At 48.4% G+C, this 16007-nt stretch carries 7 protein-coding genes, 9 tRNA genes and 1 pseudogene; 14 read left to right on the plus strand and 3 right to left on the minus strand.

The window, feature by feature from the left end:
* Positions 1-215 precede the first annotated feature (215 nt).
* From ACSF8X_RS11215 to ACSF8X_RS11255, 9 genes are all read left to right on the plus strand, one after another.
* A tRNA-Val gene (locus tag ACSF8X_RS11215) sits at positions 216-292 on the plus strand.
* A 36-nt stretch (positions 293-328) separates the two neighbouring features.
* Positions 329-405, plus strand: a tRNA-Val gene (locus ACSF8X_RS11220).
* A gap of 53 nt (positions 406-458) precedes the next feature.
* Positions 459-534 (plus strand) — tRNA-Val (locus tag ACSF8X_RS11225).
* Positions 535-543: 9 nt separating this feature from the next.
* Positions 544-620 (plus strand) — tRNA-Val (locus tag ACSF8X_RS11230).
* A gap of 36 nt (positions 621-656) precedes the next feature.
* Positions 657-733, plus strand: a tRNA-Val gene (locus ACSF8X_RS11235).
* A gap of 53 nt (positions 734-786) precedes the next feature.
* Positions 787-862: transfer RNA gene (locus ACSF8X_RS11240), tRNA-Val, on the plus strand.
* A gap of 8 nt (positions 863-870) precedes the next feature.
* Positions 871-947: transfer RNA gene (locus tag ACSF8X_RS11245), tRNA-Val, on the plus strand.
* A gap of 36 nt (positions 948-983) precedes the next feature.
* Positions 984-1060 (plus strand) — tRNA-Val (locus tag ACSF8X_RS11250).
* A gap of 52 nt (positions 1061-1112) precedes the next feature.
* Positions 1113-1188: transfer RNA gene (locus ACSF8X_RS11255), tRNA-Val, on the plus strand.
* A gap of 64 nt (positions 1189-1252) precedes the next feature.
* On the opposite strand, the gene ACSF8X_RS11260 is transcribed toward ACSF8X_RS11255, so the two are convergent.
* Positions 1253-3799 carry an Ig-like domain-containing protein gene (locus ACSF8X_RS11260; protein WP_500851185.1) on the minus strand — a complete coding sequence of 849 codons (2547 nt, stop codon included), beginning with the start codon at positions 3797-3799 and terminating at the stop codon, positions 1253-1255.
* 522 nt (positions 3800-4321) lie between these two features.
* Here ACSF8X_RS11260 and ACSF8X_RS11265 point away from each other — a divergent pair.
* The gene (locus tag ACSF8X_RS11265) at positions 4322-5404 is read left to right on the plus strand and encodes a hypothetical protein (RefSeq protein WP_047876969.1); all 1083 of its coding nucleotides are present in this window, start codon (positions 4322-4324) and stop codon (positions 5402-5404) included.
* Between the two features lie 37 nt (positions 5405-5441).
* Positions 5442-8087 (plus strand): ExeM/NucH family extracellular endonuclease, encoded by a 2646-nt coding sequence (locus ACSF8X_RS11270; RefSeq protein WP_500849975.1) that lies wholly within the window; start codon positions 5442-5444, stop codon positions 8085-8087.
* 31 nt (positions 8088-8118) lie between these two features.
* On the opposite strand, the gene deoR is transcribed toward ACSF8X_RS11270, so the two are convergent.
* Positions 8119-8868, minus strand: coding sequence for a DNA-binding transcriptional repressor DeoR (deoR, locus tag ACSF8X_RS11275; RefSeq protein ID WP_500849976.1), 750 nt, complete (start codon positions 8866-8868; stop codon positions 8119-8121).
* Between the two features lie 277 nt (positions 8869-9145).
* Between deoR and ACSF8X_RS11280 the strand changes: the two genes are divergently transcribed.
* The 3 genes and pseudogenes from ACSF8X_RS11280 (at position 9146) to ACSF8X_RS11290 (ending at position 14996) form a co-directional block, all read left to right on the plus strand.
* The gene (locus tag ACSF8X_RS11280; RefSeq protein ID WP_500849977.1) at positions 9146-10255 is read left to right on the plus strand and encodes an efflux RND transporter periplasmic adaptor subunit; all 1110 of its coding nucleotides are present in this window, start codon (positions 9146-9148) and stop codon (positions 10253-10255) included.
* Positions 10255-13335 (plus strand): annotated as a pseudogene (locus tag ACSF8X_RS11285) (efflux RND transporter permease subunit); the annotation flags it as partial. The gene ACSF8X_RS11280 and the pseudogene ACSF8X_RS11285, both read left to right, overlap by 1 nt.
* 413 nt (positions 13336-13748) lie before the next feature.
* Positions 13749-14996 carry an NADH:ubiquinone reductase (Na(+)-transporting) subunit B gene (locus tag ACSF8X_RS11290; protein WP_500849978.1) on the plus strand — a complete coding sequence of 416 codons (1248 nt, stop codon included), beginning with the start codon at positions 13749-13751 and terminating at the stop codon, positions 14994-14996.
* A 98-nt stretch (positions 14997-15094) separates the two neighbouring features.
* Here the strand turns inward: ACSF8X_RS11290 and ACSF8X_RS11295 are convergent, their stop codons facing one another.
* Positions 15095-15976: a GNAT family N-acetyltransferase gene (locus ACSF8X_RS11295; protein WP_500849979.1), complete on the minus strand. Its 882-nt coding sequence runs from the start codon at positions 15974-15976 to the stop codon at positions 15095-15097.
* Positions 15977-16007: the final 31 nt, after the last annotated feature.

Raw genomic sequence — 16007 nt, forward strand, 5'->3', positions numbered from 1 at the left:
TATCACAACGCATCTTTCTCCCTCCGATGTACAATAGAGACCGAATTTTCCGGAGTGATCAAACTCACACTTTAACGCACGCTATGCTTATTATTAGCCCTTTGCGCTCAAAGGCTAGGCAGTTGATGCCAGCGAATGAAAAAAGCGAACTCAAACACTTGCGTCAAAGATCATCACTCGCTAATATTCATCTCGTTCTCAGGAACATATATAGTACGACCGTAGCTCAGTTGGTTAGAGCACCACCTTGACATGGTGGGGGTCGGTGGTTCAAATCCACTCGGTCGTACCACTACTTCTTGACTAACCTGCAGGAAGTACAGAATTTGGGTCTATAGCTCAGTTGGTTAGAGTACTACCTTGACATGGTAGGGGTCGGCAGTTCGAGTCTGCCTAGACCCACCAAATTCAAACCGCCACACCGCTTCAATAGAGGCATCCCAAGCGTGACGGTTTTAGGGCGATTAGCTCAGTTGGGAGAGCACCTGCCTTACAAGCAGGGGGTCACTGGTTCGAGCCCGGTATCGCCCACCATTTTTTTATACGACCGTAGCTCAGTTGGTTAGAGCACCACCTTGACATGGTGGGGGTCGGTGGTTCAAATCCACTCGGTCGTACCACTACTTCTTGACTAACCTGCAGGAAGTACAGAATTTGGGTCTATAGCTCAGTTGGTTAGAGTACTACCTTGACATGGTAGGGGTCGGCAGTTCGAGTCTGCCTAGACCCACCAAATTCAAACCGCCACACCGCTTCAATAGAGGCATCCCAAGCGTGACGGTTTTAGGGCGATTAGCTCAGTTGGGAGAGCACCTGCCTTACAAGCAGGGGGTCACTGGTTCGAGCCCGGTATCGCCCACCATTTTTTATACGACCGTAGCTCAGTTGGTTAGAGCACCACCTTGACATGGTGGGGGTCGGTGGTTCAAATCCACTCGGTCGTACCACTACTTCTTGACTAACCTGCAGGAAGTACAGAATTTGGGTCTATAGCTCAGTTGGTTAGAGTACTACCTTGACATGGTAGGGGTCGGCAGTTCGAGTCTGCCTAGACCCACCAAATTCAAACCGTCACACCGCTTCAATAGAGGCATCCCAAGCGTGACGGTTTAGGGCGATTAGCTCAGTTGGGAGAGCACCTGCCTTACAAGCAGGGGGTCACTGGTTCGAGCCCGGTATCGCCCACCATTTTCTTCTGAAAAGAAATAAAAAAGCCTGCACTTAGTGCAGGCTTTTTTGTTATCGACCAATATTACTGGCCAGCATTCATCGCCTTCAACTTGTCCCCAACCGGACCAGAGAAGTTATAACCATCATGCTTATCCCAGTTGATAGACCAAGTCATTACCCCACCGTAATTCGGGTAATTAAACGCCGGTTTTACCGCCCCACACTTCGTCCCTTTTGTCAGGCAGTCCAATGCATCCAAAATATTCTGGGTTGGAGCCTGTCCAGAGTTAGCAGAGCTAGGGCCTGAAGGCAAACCAATCGCAACCTGATCATCACGCAATGGTGCGAAGCGCTGGCCATTTGCAAGCTCAAAGCCCTCGATCAGCATTTTCGATTGAGCAACCATCATATCCACAGATCCTTCTGGTGCAGAACCTGGCAGGTATGGGTTAGGCAAGCCCCCGTTGTTATATAGCTGTACGTGTAACAGATCCAATGTATCGCGCAGCTCGTCAATCAACGGAATGTACGCCCCCCAAATACCGCTGTAGGCAATCATACCACCGTGTACATAAGGGTGCTCAGGAGCCATAGTCAGGTACATGTCCCCGCCCATGTTCGCTTCAATCTTCTTCAGGGCTCGCGGCAAACGTGCTTGGATCTGAGTGCCGTGCAATAAGTTTGAACCGCTCTCAAGGTCGATATCCAACCCATCGAAGCCCCACTCTTTCACGATATCCGTCAAGCTGCTTACAAAGTTCGCTTCATCCGTATCAGTATTTAGCGTGATTGTACCTTCCGCACCGCCCAGAGACAGAACGAACACTTTGCCTTCTGCTTGAAGCGCAGCCATATCTTGCTTGAACTTCTGAGGATCCAACGCCGGACAATCGCTGTAGATATCACCGCTGTACAGGTTGAAATGTACCGTACCATCACTATTACGGTCATTTTCTGCAAACGCAATATCAATGATGTCCCATGCTTTGGACATTTCGCTCAAGTTGATCGGGCATCCAGCACCATTGACAAAGTTATGCCAGTAACCAATCAATTTGTGCTTCACTGCCGATTGCTCGAATACCTTGACAGTCGCCCCGGCTGTCGTTGCCGTCAAACCACTGCTGTCAGTTGCCATTGCAGAAACGGTATAGCTGCCTACAGCACCCGGCGTCCAGCTGACACTATATGGCGCTGTCGTATCGGTAGCCTGCACCGCACCATTGACCAAGAAATCAACTTTGCTGACACTGCCGTTCAACGACGAAGCTTCGGCTGCCAGAGTAACCGCCTTACCTAAACCGACCGTCGTACCACTTGACGGTGATGTTAGCGAAGCAACAAGTGGCTGATCGCTCACTTTGACCAAGACACCAGCATCACCGGTATTGCCTTCATTGTCAGTCGCAACCGCAGTTAGACTTACAGAGCCTGCCCCAGCAGCCAACCAGTTCATACTGTACGGTGCCTGAGTATCCGTCCCCAAACTCTGCCCAGAGGCAAAGAATTCGACCCCAGCAATCGAACCGTCGGCATCAGTAGCATTGACAGCCAAAGCAACAGTCTCACCAGCCAGAACCGTGGCATTATCAGCTGGCGACGTGAAGTTAACTACGGGAACAATGGCGCAAATACCCAATTCGGTCCATGCATCGCTCCAATACAATCCCGTATTAGGCTCATAAGCCCAGGCTGCATCAGACGAACACCAACCGGCCACGTCACACTCATATTTGTAATTACCGTTTTGAACAATGTCACCGACACCATATTTCGTACCGGCTACATACTGTGGAACACCGGCACAACCGCCACCAACAGAAGCCCCCGTAACGGCAACGCTCACTTCCTGAGACCAGACTTCAAGATTGTCATTATCTTTGGCTTTTACTTTGAAGGTATGGTTGCCTTCAGCTGCAAGCCATTGACTTGTATAAGGGGCGGTATCGTCCGTACCGACCAAGGTATTATCAACATAGAATTCCACCAATGCCACGTTGCCGTCTTTGTCTGAGGCATCGGCCTTCAATGTGACTTGATCGCCTTCTTTAAGTTGAGCGGTCGCGGTTGGGTATACCAGATCCACCACCGGAGGAAGCGCCCCACCAGCAGCTACCACTTTTACAACGACGCTATTCTGGCTTGCCGCACCTTGATTATCGGTAACAACCGCTTTGATCGTGTGTTGACCAGCGACAGCCGTCCACGAGATTTGATACGGAGTCTTTGTCACCACCCCTTCGCTCACACCGTCGACAAAAAATTCGACATCGGCAACTGTGCCATCGCTATCCGTAGCCTGAGCCGAAAGCGTAATCACATCACCATCATTAAACTGGGCATTATTCAACGGAGAGGTAACCGTAACTGCAGGAGGTTCATTGCCACCAGCGGTATCACATACGCCAAGTCTCTCCCACTCTTGCCATTGGCCTGAATGTGCTTCTGGCGCATTGCCCGTTGTCCACCAGTTCGCCTTAAATGCCTCGCCATTCTGTTGGACTTTAGAACCGGTGTTATAAACTGCATCACCTTGCCATTGCGGTAATGACGAGCAATCAACAGCCAACGCCGGATACGCATAAGCAATACTTAGCGCTATCGCTGATCGCAAAAAGATTTTATGCATCATGAATTTCCTTACTCATAGGTAAAAGTACAGAGGATTTTTGCTTTTTTCTCTCGGCAAAATATCCAACTGATATCATGAGCAATAATTCTCAAAGCAGCCATAAAATCACAGCTGTATCTATAAAGTCTTAATAGAACTTCGCAATGTTCATCCCGCTGTTACTTTTTATTCATTACGAGTGGTATTGCTATCACTTTTTACCCCCCTCATTGCAGGATCCTTCCTCTTCGACTCTCACCGAAGAAGTCATCAAACATCCCCCCATTGATACACACTGCGCACCACGAAATAACGCCATTCAGCGCACACATGTTCACTCAAATGCTTTGTTTCGATTCTAACATTGGGTCACTTATAACCCATGACATCTTTGATATTTCACATTTTTAACGAGTAGCACCCTCGATAATTGATAGGTGTCTCATTAGTAAAAGACAATATTTGCTCATATAAGCTCTTAAATGTGACCATTTGAACAAATCTACATCAGTATGTTTCAATACTAACAAAGGTCGCATAATGGACGTTGCAACTCCTAACAAAACAGTTTTAGCTTCTCTCGTAGCAGCCCTTTTACTTGCTCCCGCAGCACACGCCGCTTCCGTTTACAAACATGAAAATGGTGACTACCTCGATCTCTACGGTGAGGTCGGTGTCGGTGGCCATTTCGGTGCAAATTACAACTCAGGCGAGTTCTACAAAGACCAATACTACATTGACGACTCTTTTGCGACGATGGGTGTAAAAGGCCGCAACGGTGGTTTGCTTTACCGTTTGGAGCTTGACTACGAACGCGAAAACTGGAAATACGGCTCTGGGGATATGGTCCTGAGCATCGATAAAGTCTATCTTGGCTATGAGTTCAACGATCACCATTATGTTGAAGTCGGCTTAACCGACACGGCCTTTGACGACTATGACAAATACGGTGACTTCACCTTCGACACAACCGTAGAAACCGGAGAGGCTGGCGACCAAGATGGTACCGTCAAGTACGAAGGCCGCTATGGTGATTTCAAAGCTGGTGTTTCTTACAGCTACGATACACAGTCAAGTTCTGGTGCCGTACTGGGTAACATCGTCAACGGCTACACCGGCTACTTCGGCAAGCGTTTCTCCGTTGTTGTAGGTCTGGAAGGCCGTAGCGGCTCGGAAGGTGAATCTAAATACGGTGAACAACGCCTATTGGGGCTAGGTATGCGCCTGGCTGTGACGGATCAGCTAACTCTTGGTTTCAACGGTTTCCTTGAGCACGAAGATATTGCCCAAGATAAAACAACTGTTGATGTGACTGACCCAAACAACAAACAATACGTCTATAACAATTACCAAACTCTTGAACATGAAGGCGCCTTGCTTTCTGCCAAGTACGCACTGACTCCGCAGTGGGAAATTGTTGGCTCAGCAAACTACGAAGCCTACGAGCACTGGGATAGCGAAAGTGAATTCTGGGATGAGAAAGATACTGAATGGGGCAGCAGCCGCACATGGGGAACATTAGGCATTAACTACAAGCCAACCCGCTCATCGGTAATCGCCGTCGAAGGCAGTATTGGCGAAGCGGCCCAAGATTTCTACGTCTACTCTCGCGTTTACTTCTAAACCACCAGAAGAACTTATTTAGATTTAAGGATATAGAATGAATAACACACTTTCTCTGGTGGCCGTTGCTATCGCGGCCGCCTTGTCAGCCCCAGTCATGGCAGGCACTACCGATACCCTCGCTTCTAACAATAACGATGCTGTCGTATCTGCATCCATTATTGATACTACTGTAGGCCAAATCCAAGGCGAAGGATTCCGCTCGCCGCTACTGGCCAACGGTGAATACCTATCATCTGAAAGCTACCGTGTCAGCGGTGTAGTGACCGCTGTCACCACCAGTTTGGTTAAGGGCTTCTATATTCATGATGCCGACGGCAACGAGAAAACATCTGATGGCCTGTTCATCAAAACAAATGATAAGCCAGCAGCCGATCTCGTTGGTAAAGAAGTCACGGTTACCGGTAAAATCAAAGAAGATTACGGTCTGACTCTACTGATGGCTGACAATATTGAGATTGGCGCTCACGTCGGCACACCTGCTGCAACACCACTACACAAAATCGCAACCGATGGCGATAACTTTGATCTGACCCTAGAGCGCCATGAAGGTATGCTTGTTGCCCTGCCTGCCGATATTGACCCAGCAACACCGACAGTCAGCGAAAGCATGCGCGTAGCCCGTACGTTCAGCTACGATTACGCCGCACGTCGTAATAACATGGTATTGGCGTACAAGCGCCCTAATATGCAACCAAACCAAGAGCATATTGCCGGCAGTGAAGCCTCTTTGGCCCAATCCAAGCAAAATGCTAATTACCGTTTGGTTGTTGAAAGCGATAACAAGCCAGATAACGGTGAGATCCCTTACTACCCGGCATTTAAAACAGATCCACAAAACAACTATATTCGAATTAATGACAGCATTATCGGCCTAGAAGGTGTGATTCACTACTCGTATGGTGAATACCGCTTTATCCCAACCAACCAGATCGATGATTCTAACGTCATTCACAATACCGATCGAACCAAATCACCAGCACTAAACGACAAGGCGGCCGATGGTCATTTTGCCATTCGTCTGGCTACCCAGAACGTGCTGAACTACTTCAACTCACCTTATGGTGGCTCGGCCAACCAGCACGGCGACAACCGTGGTGCAGAAAGCCAAATTGAGTTCGAACAGCAGCAAGCCAAGATCGTCAAAGCGATCTACGGCCTGAACGCTGACATCATCGGCTTGATGGAAATTGAAAATAACGGTTTTGGCGATTTCGGTGCAATCAAACAGCTTCTGAACGCAATCAACAGCGAATACTACGACGAAGACTACGCTGACCGTAACAAGGAGCGTTCAATTCACAACCGTTATGTCTTCGTCGGCTTTGACTCCAATGGCGATGTCGTCATCAATGAGCACGACAGCATTGGCGGCGATGCTATTACTTCAGGCATGCTCTACCGTCCAAGCAAAGTATCTCTAGAATCATCGCGCATCATCGAAATGCCGCGCCAAGACGCGCCAACGATTACCGATGAGAGCGGCGCGGCCATTGTCGACAACAAAGGGGAAGTGCGAGAAAGCGGCAAGAACTACCAACGCAATACCGTTATGGCAACCTTCCGCCTTAACAATACAGGTAAATCACTCTCTGTTGCGGTTAACCACTTCAAATCAAAAGGCTCAACCTGTTGGGAAGACTGGCAAGGCTGGGAAAAGTGGAAAGGTTTTGACCCAGTTAAAGACCGTGTAAAAGATCTTGATTTCCAAGGTTCATGTGAAAACTTCCGCGTTGCCGCTGCCGTTCAACTTGGCGAGCAAATGGGCAAAGTTGGCGGTGACCAAGTGCTGATGGGCGACTTCAACTCTTATGCGCAAGAAGACCCTATGCTGGTGTTGACCGACATCCCAGCGACATTGCCTGAAAACAAAACTATCCGTGCGGCACGCGATACCTTTATCGGCAAGAAGCAACAATTTGGTTCAAGTGGTGCGGAAATCACCCAATCATTCGGCTATATCAATGCCGTTAGCTTGAAAGATGCTGAAAAGCAACAGTCTAGCTGGAGCTATTCATATAATGATGAAATCGGCTCGCTGGACCATATGCTGATCACCCCATCGCTGAAATCACGCCTTCTTGATGCCGGTGACTGGCATATCAATGCGGCAGAATCACCACTGTTTGACTACAGCAACAAGTACAAAGACACGGTTTGGGGCAACAACCCATTCTATGCTGAAACCGCGTACCGTTCTTCCGACCATGATTCTGCAATCATCGCTCTGAACTATGGCTACGGTGAAACCGACGGCAACCGCGTACTGCTCTCATCAAAGAGCAACCGATTTGAAGTCGCCTACCCAATCACGTTCGCCGGTGCGAAAAAAGGCGACATCGCCTCGATCCAATTCTCGCCGATGCCTGAAGACCTAAGCCAGATCGCACTGCCGAAAGTCACATTGGAAAAAGACGGCACCCAGACCGTATTCTTCGATGTAAACGGTATTCCTGAAGGCCGTTACACCGTCAAGATGTCACTGACCCAAGCAGATACATCAGTAAAAGCAACAACCATGTTCAGTGATTCTGTGGTGAAAATGGATGTTACAGTCCAAAAACGCGACGGTGTGAAAACGGAAGTTACCGTTCCACCGTATGATGGCAGCGGCGGCTCTACCGGCCTATGGGGACTCCTTTCCCTACTAGGTTTGGGGTTCATTCGTCGAAACCGTAAGTAAACAAACAGCCACCGCCCAAGGGCGGTGGCTGTTATTTTTTCCTACCGATTAGCGCATACCACTCTTGCGGTAGTTCTTCATCACAAAACACATCATCCACCCCTTCCAATCCACATATTGCCGCCCGCCTTACACGCCCCAATTTACTGCTATCAACCACAAGAACTCGATGCCGCGATTGCCGCAAGGCGCGATGTTTATATGGTAATTCAGTTAATTCATGGCATGTTAGGCCCTGTGTTGCATCAACTCCAGCAGCAGAACAAAACATCAGGTCAAAGCGAATGTGGTCTAAATCTGTTTGTGCCGACAGCGGATAAAAATGGTTAGTTCTTGGCTCAAACTGACCACCGCATAATATCGCTTGGCAGTTACTTTTATTTCTCAATGCCGTCAACACATTCAAAGAAAAACACACCCCTGTAAACGGCATATCATCAGGAATAGCATGAATGATATGGACTATCGTGGTGCCGTTATCAAAAAAAACCGTATCATTAGGCTTAACCAGCTTCGCGGCTTGCTTGCCTATGAAACTCTTCTCCCTAACGTTATTCTCACTCTGAACATACAGCTCATATTCAGTATCATTACGCGACTGCTTATTAATGATATAGCCACCAATAACAGCCAACGTCGGATGCGGGGAATATAAATCACGCCGTAATGTCATCTCTGACACTTCCAGGGAATCGGCAGCCTGACGAAGATGCACTTTATCAATTCCCTGCATCAATTCTACCAATTGTCTAAGGCGTTTTTCTTGTTTCGTTTCCGTCATCGAAATCCTATCGAAATGGCTAATACAACAATCAATTATAAACTAAGCCCATTCGCAACGGCTTTTGTTCGACAATCTCTGTGATATTAATCATTCGAATAATCAAAGATATATAGTAGTACGTATGGTCTTGAAACATATAGACAAAGCACCACTATAATTTAACAATAGATGTCATAACAAAAAACCTTAAGACAATCATGTGTTAACATCCATTTTCAACACTGTTACACTCACCATATATATTCAGTGATTAACTGTCACAAGGATCGTGGTAATGGTTAAATTCAAAAACCCTTTTTCGCGCAGACCGTGGATTCTATCGGTAATAATATTTATTGCCATCGGGCTCTGGCTGCTCAGTGGCATATCCAAACCCGATCCTTCAATAAATGACAATACCGACACCCCCTCTCAAGATCTCGCTCCCAACACTCCCCCATTAGCCAAAGTTGTCGTTACGTCATTTACCACCCAACCAATCACCCGCACCATTTCACTCTATGGGCGAACAGCCCCGAGTAGAACGACAACCCTAGGGGCCGAAGTCGCAGGCAAAGTTGAGAGTCTCTTGATTAAAAAAGGACAACATGTCAAAGCAGGGATGCCGTTGATCCAACTGGATAAAGCAGATAGAGAGCTACAGCTAGCCCGAGCAAATGCTCTTCTGAAAGTAAGAAACCAAGAATTCAACGCAGCTAAATCACTCAAGAAAAAAGGCCTCCAAGGCGAAGTCGCTTTCACTCGGGCAGAAGCCGCTCTGATTGAAGCCAAAGCCTCGGTTAGAAGTCTACAGATAGCCCTCGACAACACGGTAATCAACGCCCCCTTCGATGGTATTATTGATACACTTCATGTCGAAAAAGGGGATTATCTAGGCATCGGCGACCCAATACTCTCCGTTGTCGATCTTGACCCCTTGGTGATTGCGGCAGATGTCAGCGAACGCCATATTGGTAAGGTATACCAAGACCAACCTGCAAATATAGATTTGGTCACAGGGTTTAAGACCACGGGTAAGCTGACCTTCCGTGGCTCAGTCGCAGACCCCGCTACCAACACCTACCCCATTGAAGTTGAAATCGAGAACCCCGGCATGACCTTACCCGCAGGGACAAGTGCCAACCTTGATCTCATATTGGCGACCGAGCCCGCCATCAAAATAACCCCCTCGATGCTCGCCCTGGACGAACTAGGCAACCTCGGCATCAAAACGCTTGGTAATGCAGACAAGGTCAAGTTCATCCCCATCTCTATCGTCAAAGTCGAACCTGATGGTGTATGGCTGGGCGGAACCAATGACAAGGTTGAAGTGATCACGGTCGGCCAAGGATTTGTCCGCAATGGCGATACCGTTATTCCTGTACGGCTTGATGAGGAGCAATAATGTTTGCCTTAATTGATGCAGCAATCCATCGCTCTCGTACCATAGTGACATTGCTGGTACTCATTCTCGCTGCAGGACTTATCACCTACAAGTTAATCCCAAAAGAATCGAACCCCGATATTACGATTCCTATTATTTATGTATCTGTCAGCCATCAGGGCATCAGCCCCAGTGATGCCGAACGTTTGCTCGTCCGTCCGCTTGAAAAAGAACTGCGGTCGATAGAAAACGTAAAAGAAATGACGTCAACAGCATCCGAAGGACACGCCTCGGTGACGCTTGAGTTCAATGCGGGTTCGGATATCAATATTGCCCTTACCGATGTCAGAGAAGCCGTCGATTTAGCCAAAAGCCGTTTGCCCGAAGACTCAGACGAACCAACCGTCAATGAGGTATCTCTGGCCAGTGTCTCACCTGTCCTTTCAATGGTGCTCTACGGTACAGTCCCTGAACGCACAACGATTCAAATTGCCCGTGAACTCAAAGACCAGCTCGAAGCCTTCAAACAAATCCTGGAAGTTGATATTGCCGGCGACCGTACCGATGTCGTCGAGGTTATCGTCGAGCCGCTCCTTATGGAAAGTTATGGTCTCGACCAACAGGATGTGTTCAATTTGGTCGCCCGCAATAACCGGGTTGTTGCAGCAGGGTTTATCGATACAGGTTATGGGCGTTTTTCCGTTAAAGTGCCGTCTGTTTTCGAATCGCTCAAAGATATTCTTGAGCTTCCGATTAAAGTAGAAGGCAGCACGGTGGTCACTTTCGGTGATGTTGCAACAATCCGAAGGGCTTACCGTGATCCCGACTCTTTTGCTCGGCTCAACGGTGAAACAGCGGTCGTACTCGATATCAAAAAACGAGCTGGCGAAAACATTATTGAAACCGTCGATATAGTGAAAAAAGTGGTTGCCGAAGCCCAGAAACTCAACCAATGGCCCGCCAACCTGCTGGTTGAATACACCTGGGACGAATCAAAAGATGTCAACACCATGCTCAACGACCTGCAGAATAATATTCTGTCAGCAGTGATTTTAGTTGTTATCGTGATATTGGCCATACTCGGCACACGTACAGCCTTTCTGGTCGGCGTATCGATACCCGGCGCTTTCCTTACCGGCCTGTTAATGCTGGCCGTCGGCGGGATAACGATAAACATGATCGTGCTTTTCGCGCTGATCATGGCTGTCGGTATGCTGGTTGACGGGGCCATCGTCGTTACCGAATATGCCGATAGGAAAATGCAAGAAGGCATCGAACGCAAACGGGCTTACCAAGAAGCAGCCAAACGGATGGCTTGGCCCATAACGGCCTCTACAGCTACCACCCTTGCTGCCTTCGCCCCAATGTTATTCTGGCCTGATACCACGGGCGAGTTCATGCGATACCTGCCCTTAACCCTTATTGCGACCCTCTCAGCATCGTTAATTATGGCGCTGGTATTTGTACCTGTCCTTGGCAGCGTTATAGGCAAACCTCAATACCTCACAGATAAAAAGAAAGCCCAGATAACCGCGCTGGAAAAAGGCGACTTTAGCCAGACCAACGGGATAACCAAGATTTATCTTGCCAGTTTGGCGGGCGCAATCAAACACCCACTCAAAATCCTTTTGGCCGCTCTGATCTTTTCGGTTTTCGTGGCTTTTGCCTATGCCCAAGCAGGCCTTGGGGTCGTATTTTTCCCGGACGTTGATCCCCCACAATTTACGATCAAAGCGCGCTCACACGGTGACTTGTCTATTTATGAAAAAGACCAACTGATGCAGGAGATCGAACAACGGGTTATAGACACTCCGGGGATCAAAAGCGTTTACACCCGGACTGGCGGAGACGATCAAATCGGCCAAATACAAATTAACCCGCTAGATTGGCAAGATCGGCAACCCGTCAAAGAGATCATCGCCCAAATGCGGGAAAAGACCGCTAATATTGCCGGTGTTGAACTGGAGTTCAAAGCCCCCAATGCTGGCCCCCCTAGCGAACACGATCTCATTATTGAAATATCAGGCAAAAGCAGTTCGGATATGAACGATGCCGTAGATAAACTTCGGGCATGGATGGAAAGCCAAGCGGCGTTTACCAATATTTCAGACTCAGCCAACAAACAAGGAATTGATTGGAAAATCAATATTAACCGTGACGACGCAGCACGATTCGGCGGTGATGCCACCTTGGTAGGAAATACCGTCCAGTTCGTTACCAACGGTTTGAAAATCGGTGATTTCCTACCTGACGATACCGATGACGAAGTGGACATTCTGGTTCGTTACCCAGAAGACAAACGTGATATCGGCCGTTTTGACGAACTACGCGTGAAAACACTCTATGGCATGGTGCCAATCACCAATTTCGCCAGTATCACGCCCTCCCCCAAACAGGACACCATCAACAGAATCAACGGCAAACGTGTTCTTGAAGTTATGGCTGATATGGCAACGGGGTATAACCTTAGTCTCCAACTGCCCATTGTCGAAAATGCTATTGCTAACTTGGATTTTGCCGATGGCATCAATGTCAAAGTAAGGGGGCAAAATGAAGATCAAAACAAATCCTCGGCTTTCCTCCAGCTGGCATTTCTCGTGGCATTGGCAGTAATGGGGCTGATCCTTATTACTCAGTTCAACAGTTTTTATCAGGCATTGTTAATATTGAGTGCGGTGCTGTTCTCTACAGTTGGGGTGTTTCTCGGCCTGTTAATTTTCCAACGCCCATTCGGCATCATCATGTCTGGTATTGGCGTCATTTCGCTTGCCGGTATTGTGGTTAATAACAATATCGTGTTAATCGATACCTATAACCAACTCCGCCAAAATGGTTTAGACAAAATAACGGCAATTATGCACACCGGCGCGCAACGACTGCGACCCGTGATGCTCACAACCATCACAACAATCCTCGGGCTCATGCCGATGGTTCTGGAAATGAACGTTGACTTAATCAACCGCAACGTCGAGTTTGGTGCGCCAAGCACCCAGTGGTGGTCCCAACTAGCAACAGCTGTAGCTGGTGGCTTGGCATTTGCCACATTATTAACACTGATCCTTACTCCTTGCCTGCTGATGCTAGGTCGCGACAAAATATCTTATCAACCGGAGATCCCTCAACAAAAGCCACGATTTGATAATCACGATAATATCCCCGACATACAGCGTGAATATTGGTCAAACTACAACAGCGATTATGGCGCACACCCCGACGATCCTGCCGTAGTCGCACGCAAAGAGATAGCCAGAGTCATGGGTAACCAGCCCGATGATACTGTTTCCTCCTCCGATTCTGAACATAAGCCTTGACCGAACTTCCATACTCCAACCCTTCCCTCTCCCTAAATGAGCCCCATTAAAAGAGACCAAATAAATACTTGCGGTTTTTGGGGAGAGGTACTCCATCGCTCGCTCATATCGACTATATTTAACGTACAACCACTCAGCCGTCACCAAGCATATTGGCGCACACTGTTGCCAGTAGGTATCCATGCGATCGTGAGGGCACAAGCATGAGTTTAAAATCGACACTGGAAAAGTTGGAACCCGCCTTCGAACCTGGCGGAAAATACCAAAAATGGCACGCACTCTACGAAGCCATCGCAACCTTGCTCTATACACCCGGCCAAGTAACCCGCACCCATACCCATGTCCGCGATAGTATTGATCTGAAACGTATCATGATCATGGTATGGCTGGCTGTCTTTCCGGCGCTTTTTTGGGGTATGTACAATGTTGGCCATCAAGCTATCCCCGCCCTTCATTCACTTTATGATATTTCTCAAATCAATCAATTAGCGAGTGAGAACTGGCGCTACAGTACGGTCTTAACTCTAGGTGGAAGCCTGGCTGAAGATGCAGGCTGGGGCAGTAAAATGTTACTAGGGGCAACGTACTTCCTACCCATCTACCTTACCGTATTTATTGTGGGGGGCTTCTGGGAGGTGCTCTTTGCGATGGTAAGGAAACACGAAATCAATGAAGGCTTTTTCGTTTCCTCTATGCTTTTTGCTCTGATCGTTCCCCCAACTCTTCCCCTGTGGCAAGCTGCGTTAGGGATCACATTCGGTGTGGTCGTCGCCAAGGAAATTTTCGGGGGGACAGGGCGTAACTTCCTCAACCCGGCTCTGGCTGGCCGGGCATTTCTCTACTTTGCCTACCCAGCCCAAATATCCGGCGCACAAGTATGGACAGCCGCTGACGGCTATAGCGGAGCTACCCCGCTTAGCCAATGGGCTGAAAATGGGCAAAGTGCAATGGCACACAACCTTACGGGGCAACCCATTAGCTGGATGGACGCTTTTATCGGCAATATTCCCGGCTCTATTGGTGAAGTCTCCACAGCCTTCCTCCTGCTTGGCGGACTCGCCATTATCTTTATGAAAATTGCGTCGTGGCGAATTGTTACCGGGGTAATGGTAGGGATGATGCTGACATCCACCATGCTGAATGTCATCGGCTCTGAGACCAACCCAATGTTCTCCATGCCATTCTGGTGGCACTTGGTACTTGGCGGCTTTGCGTTCGGGATGTTATTTATGGCTACCGACCCCGTCTCAGCCGCCTTCACCAATAAAGGGAAATGGGCTTACGGAATACTGATCGGTGTCATGACCGTCTTTATCAGGGTCGTCAACCCCGCCTACCCTGAAGGGATCATGCTGGCGATTCTCTTTGCCAACCTATTTGCCCCGCTATTCGACAACCTAGTCACCAGAGGAAACATAAAACGCCGCCAAAATCGGGCGGCTTCGCCGTAGCCTCTCACCAGCCTGTTGTCATAAAAAAGAACGCCCCAAGCAAAATACATTGCTTGGGGCGACTATCTGAACAGTATCAAATTGCTTAAGGGATAACGTCAATAAGCCGTATCGACCGCAATCATCGGTTCGTTATAAGAAACTGCAACGCCGTCATCGATCAGAATATCGACCAAATCATCGTTCATGTCGACAATCGCCTCACTCATGGCATCACATAGCGCCTCGCCGCCAAGAGAAATGGCCAGAGCCGAAAACCATATCTTCAAATTGATCCCGTATTCGGACAAACTACGATATAAACTCTCGCAATCTCTTTGCACAATCTCCACGATCACCTGAGTCAGCAACGTGGCAATCCCCAATCCTCGATACTCGGGGATGACATACACCGTATGAAGCGACAATTCATAATAGAGGTCGCCTTGCTTTAGCGGAAACCGGTGATCCTCCAAATGACGACTGAATGTCGCCACCGCGATAGCTTCTCCTTCGGAATATAGCTGCAAAGCCAGATCATATTCGCCATCATGAGAGCGCTTGCCTCCCAAGAAAGCGGGCAGTACCTGCTTTTCAATCACTTGAAGATCTTTTCTTTCACCAAAATCACAGTGACTATAATCAGCCAGTGGTTTGGCTATCAAATTAACGCACCCCAATGCCAACGTTTCCGCGAGCTGGGATTGGAAGTCCACCAGCAACGGGTCAAAGGCCAGCTGGCTTGCTGATATCAGGCGTAATGAATCAAGCTGCTTGCAGGCCCTATGGCTCGTGGCGACCCATTGGCCCATCGTATCGATCTTATAAACATCTGGCTCGCCTTCACTCGCCTGCTGATCGTAGATCCAAAGTTTCTCTTTATGAGAACGGGTTCCGATAAAACGTCCGCATTCCAACTGTTGCCGGACTTCAACCCAGCTTGAATAGCATTCTTGTTGAAATATGCCATCGTCTTTTTTTACAAATACTTGAAAGCGCAATGACCTCACCCTGTCCATGTCATAACGGAGG

Source organism: Photobacterium panuliri, assembly GCF_059920555.1.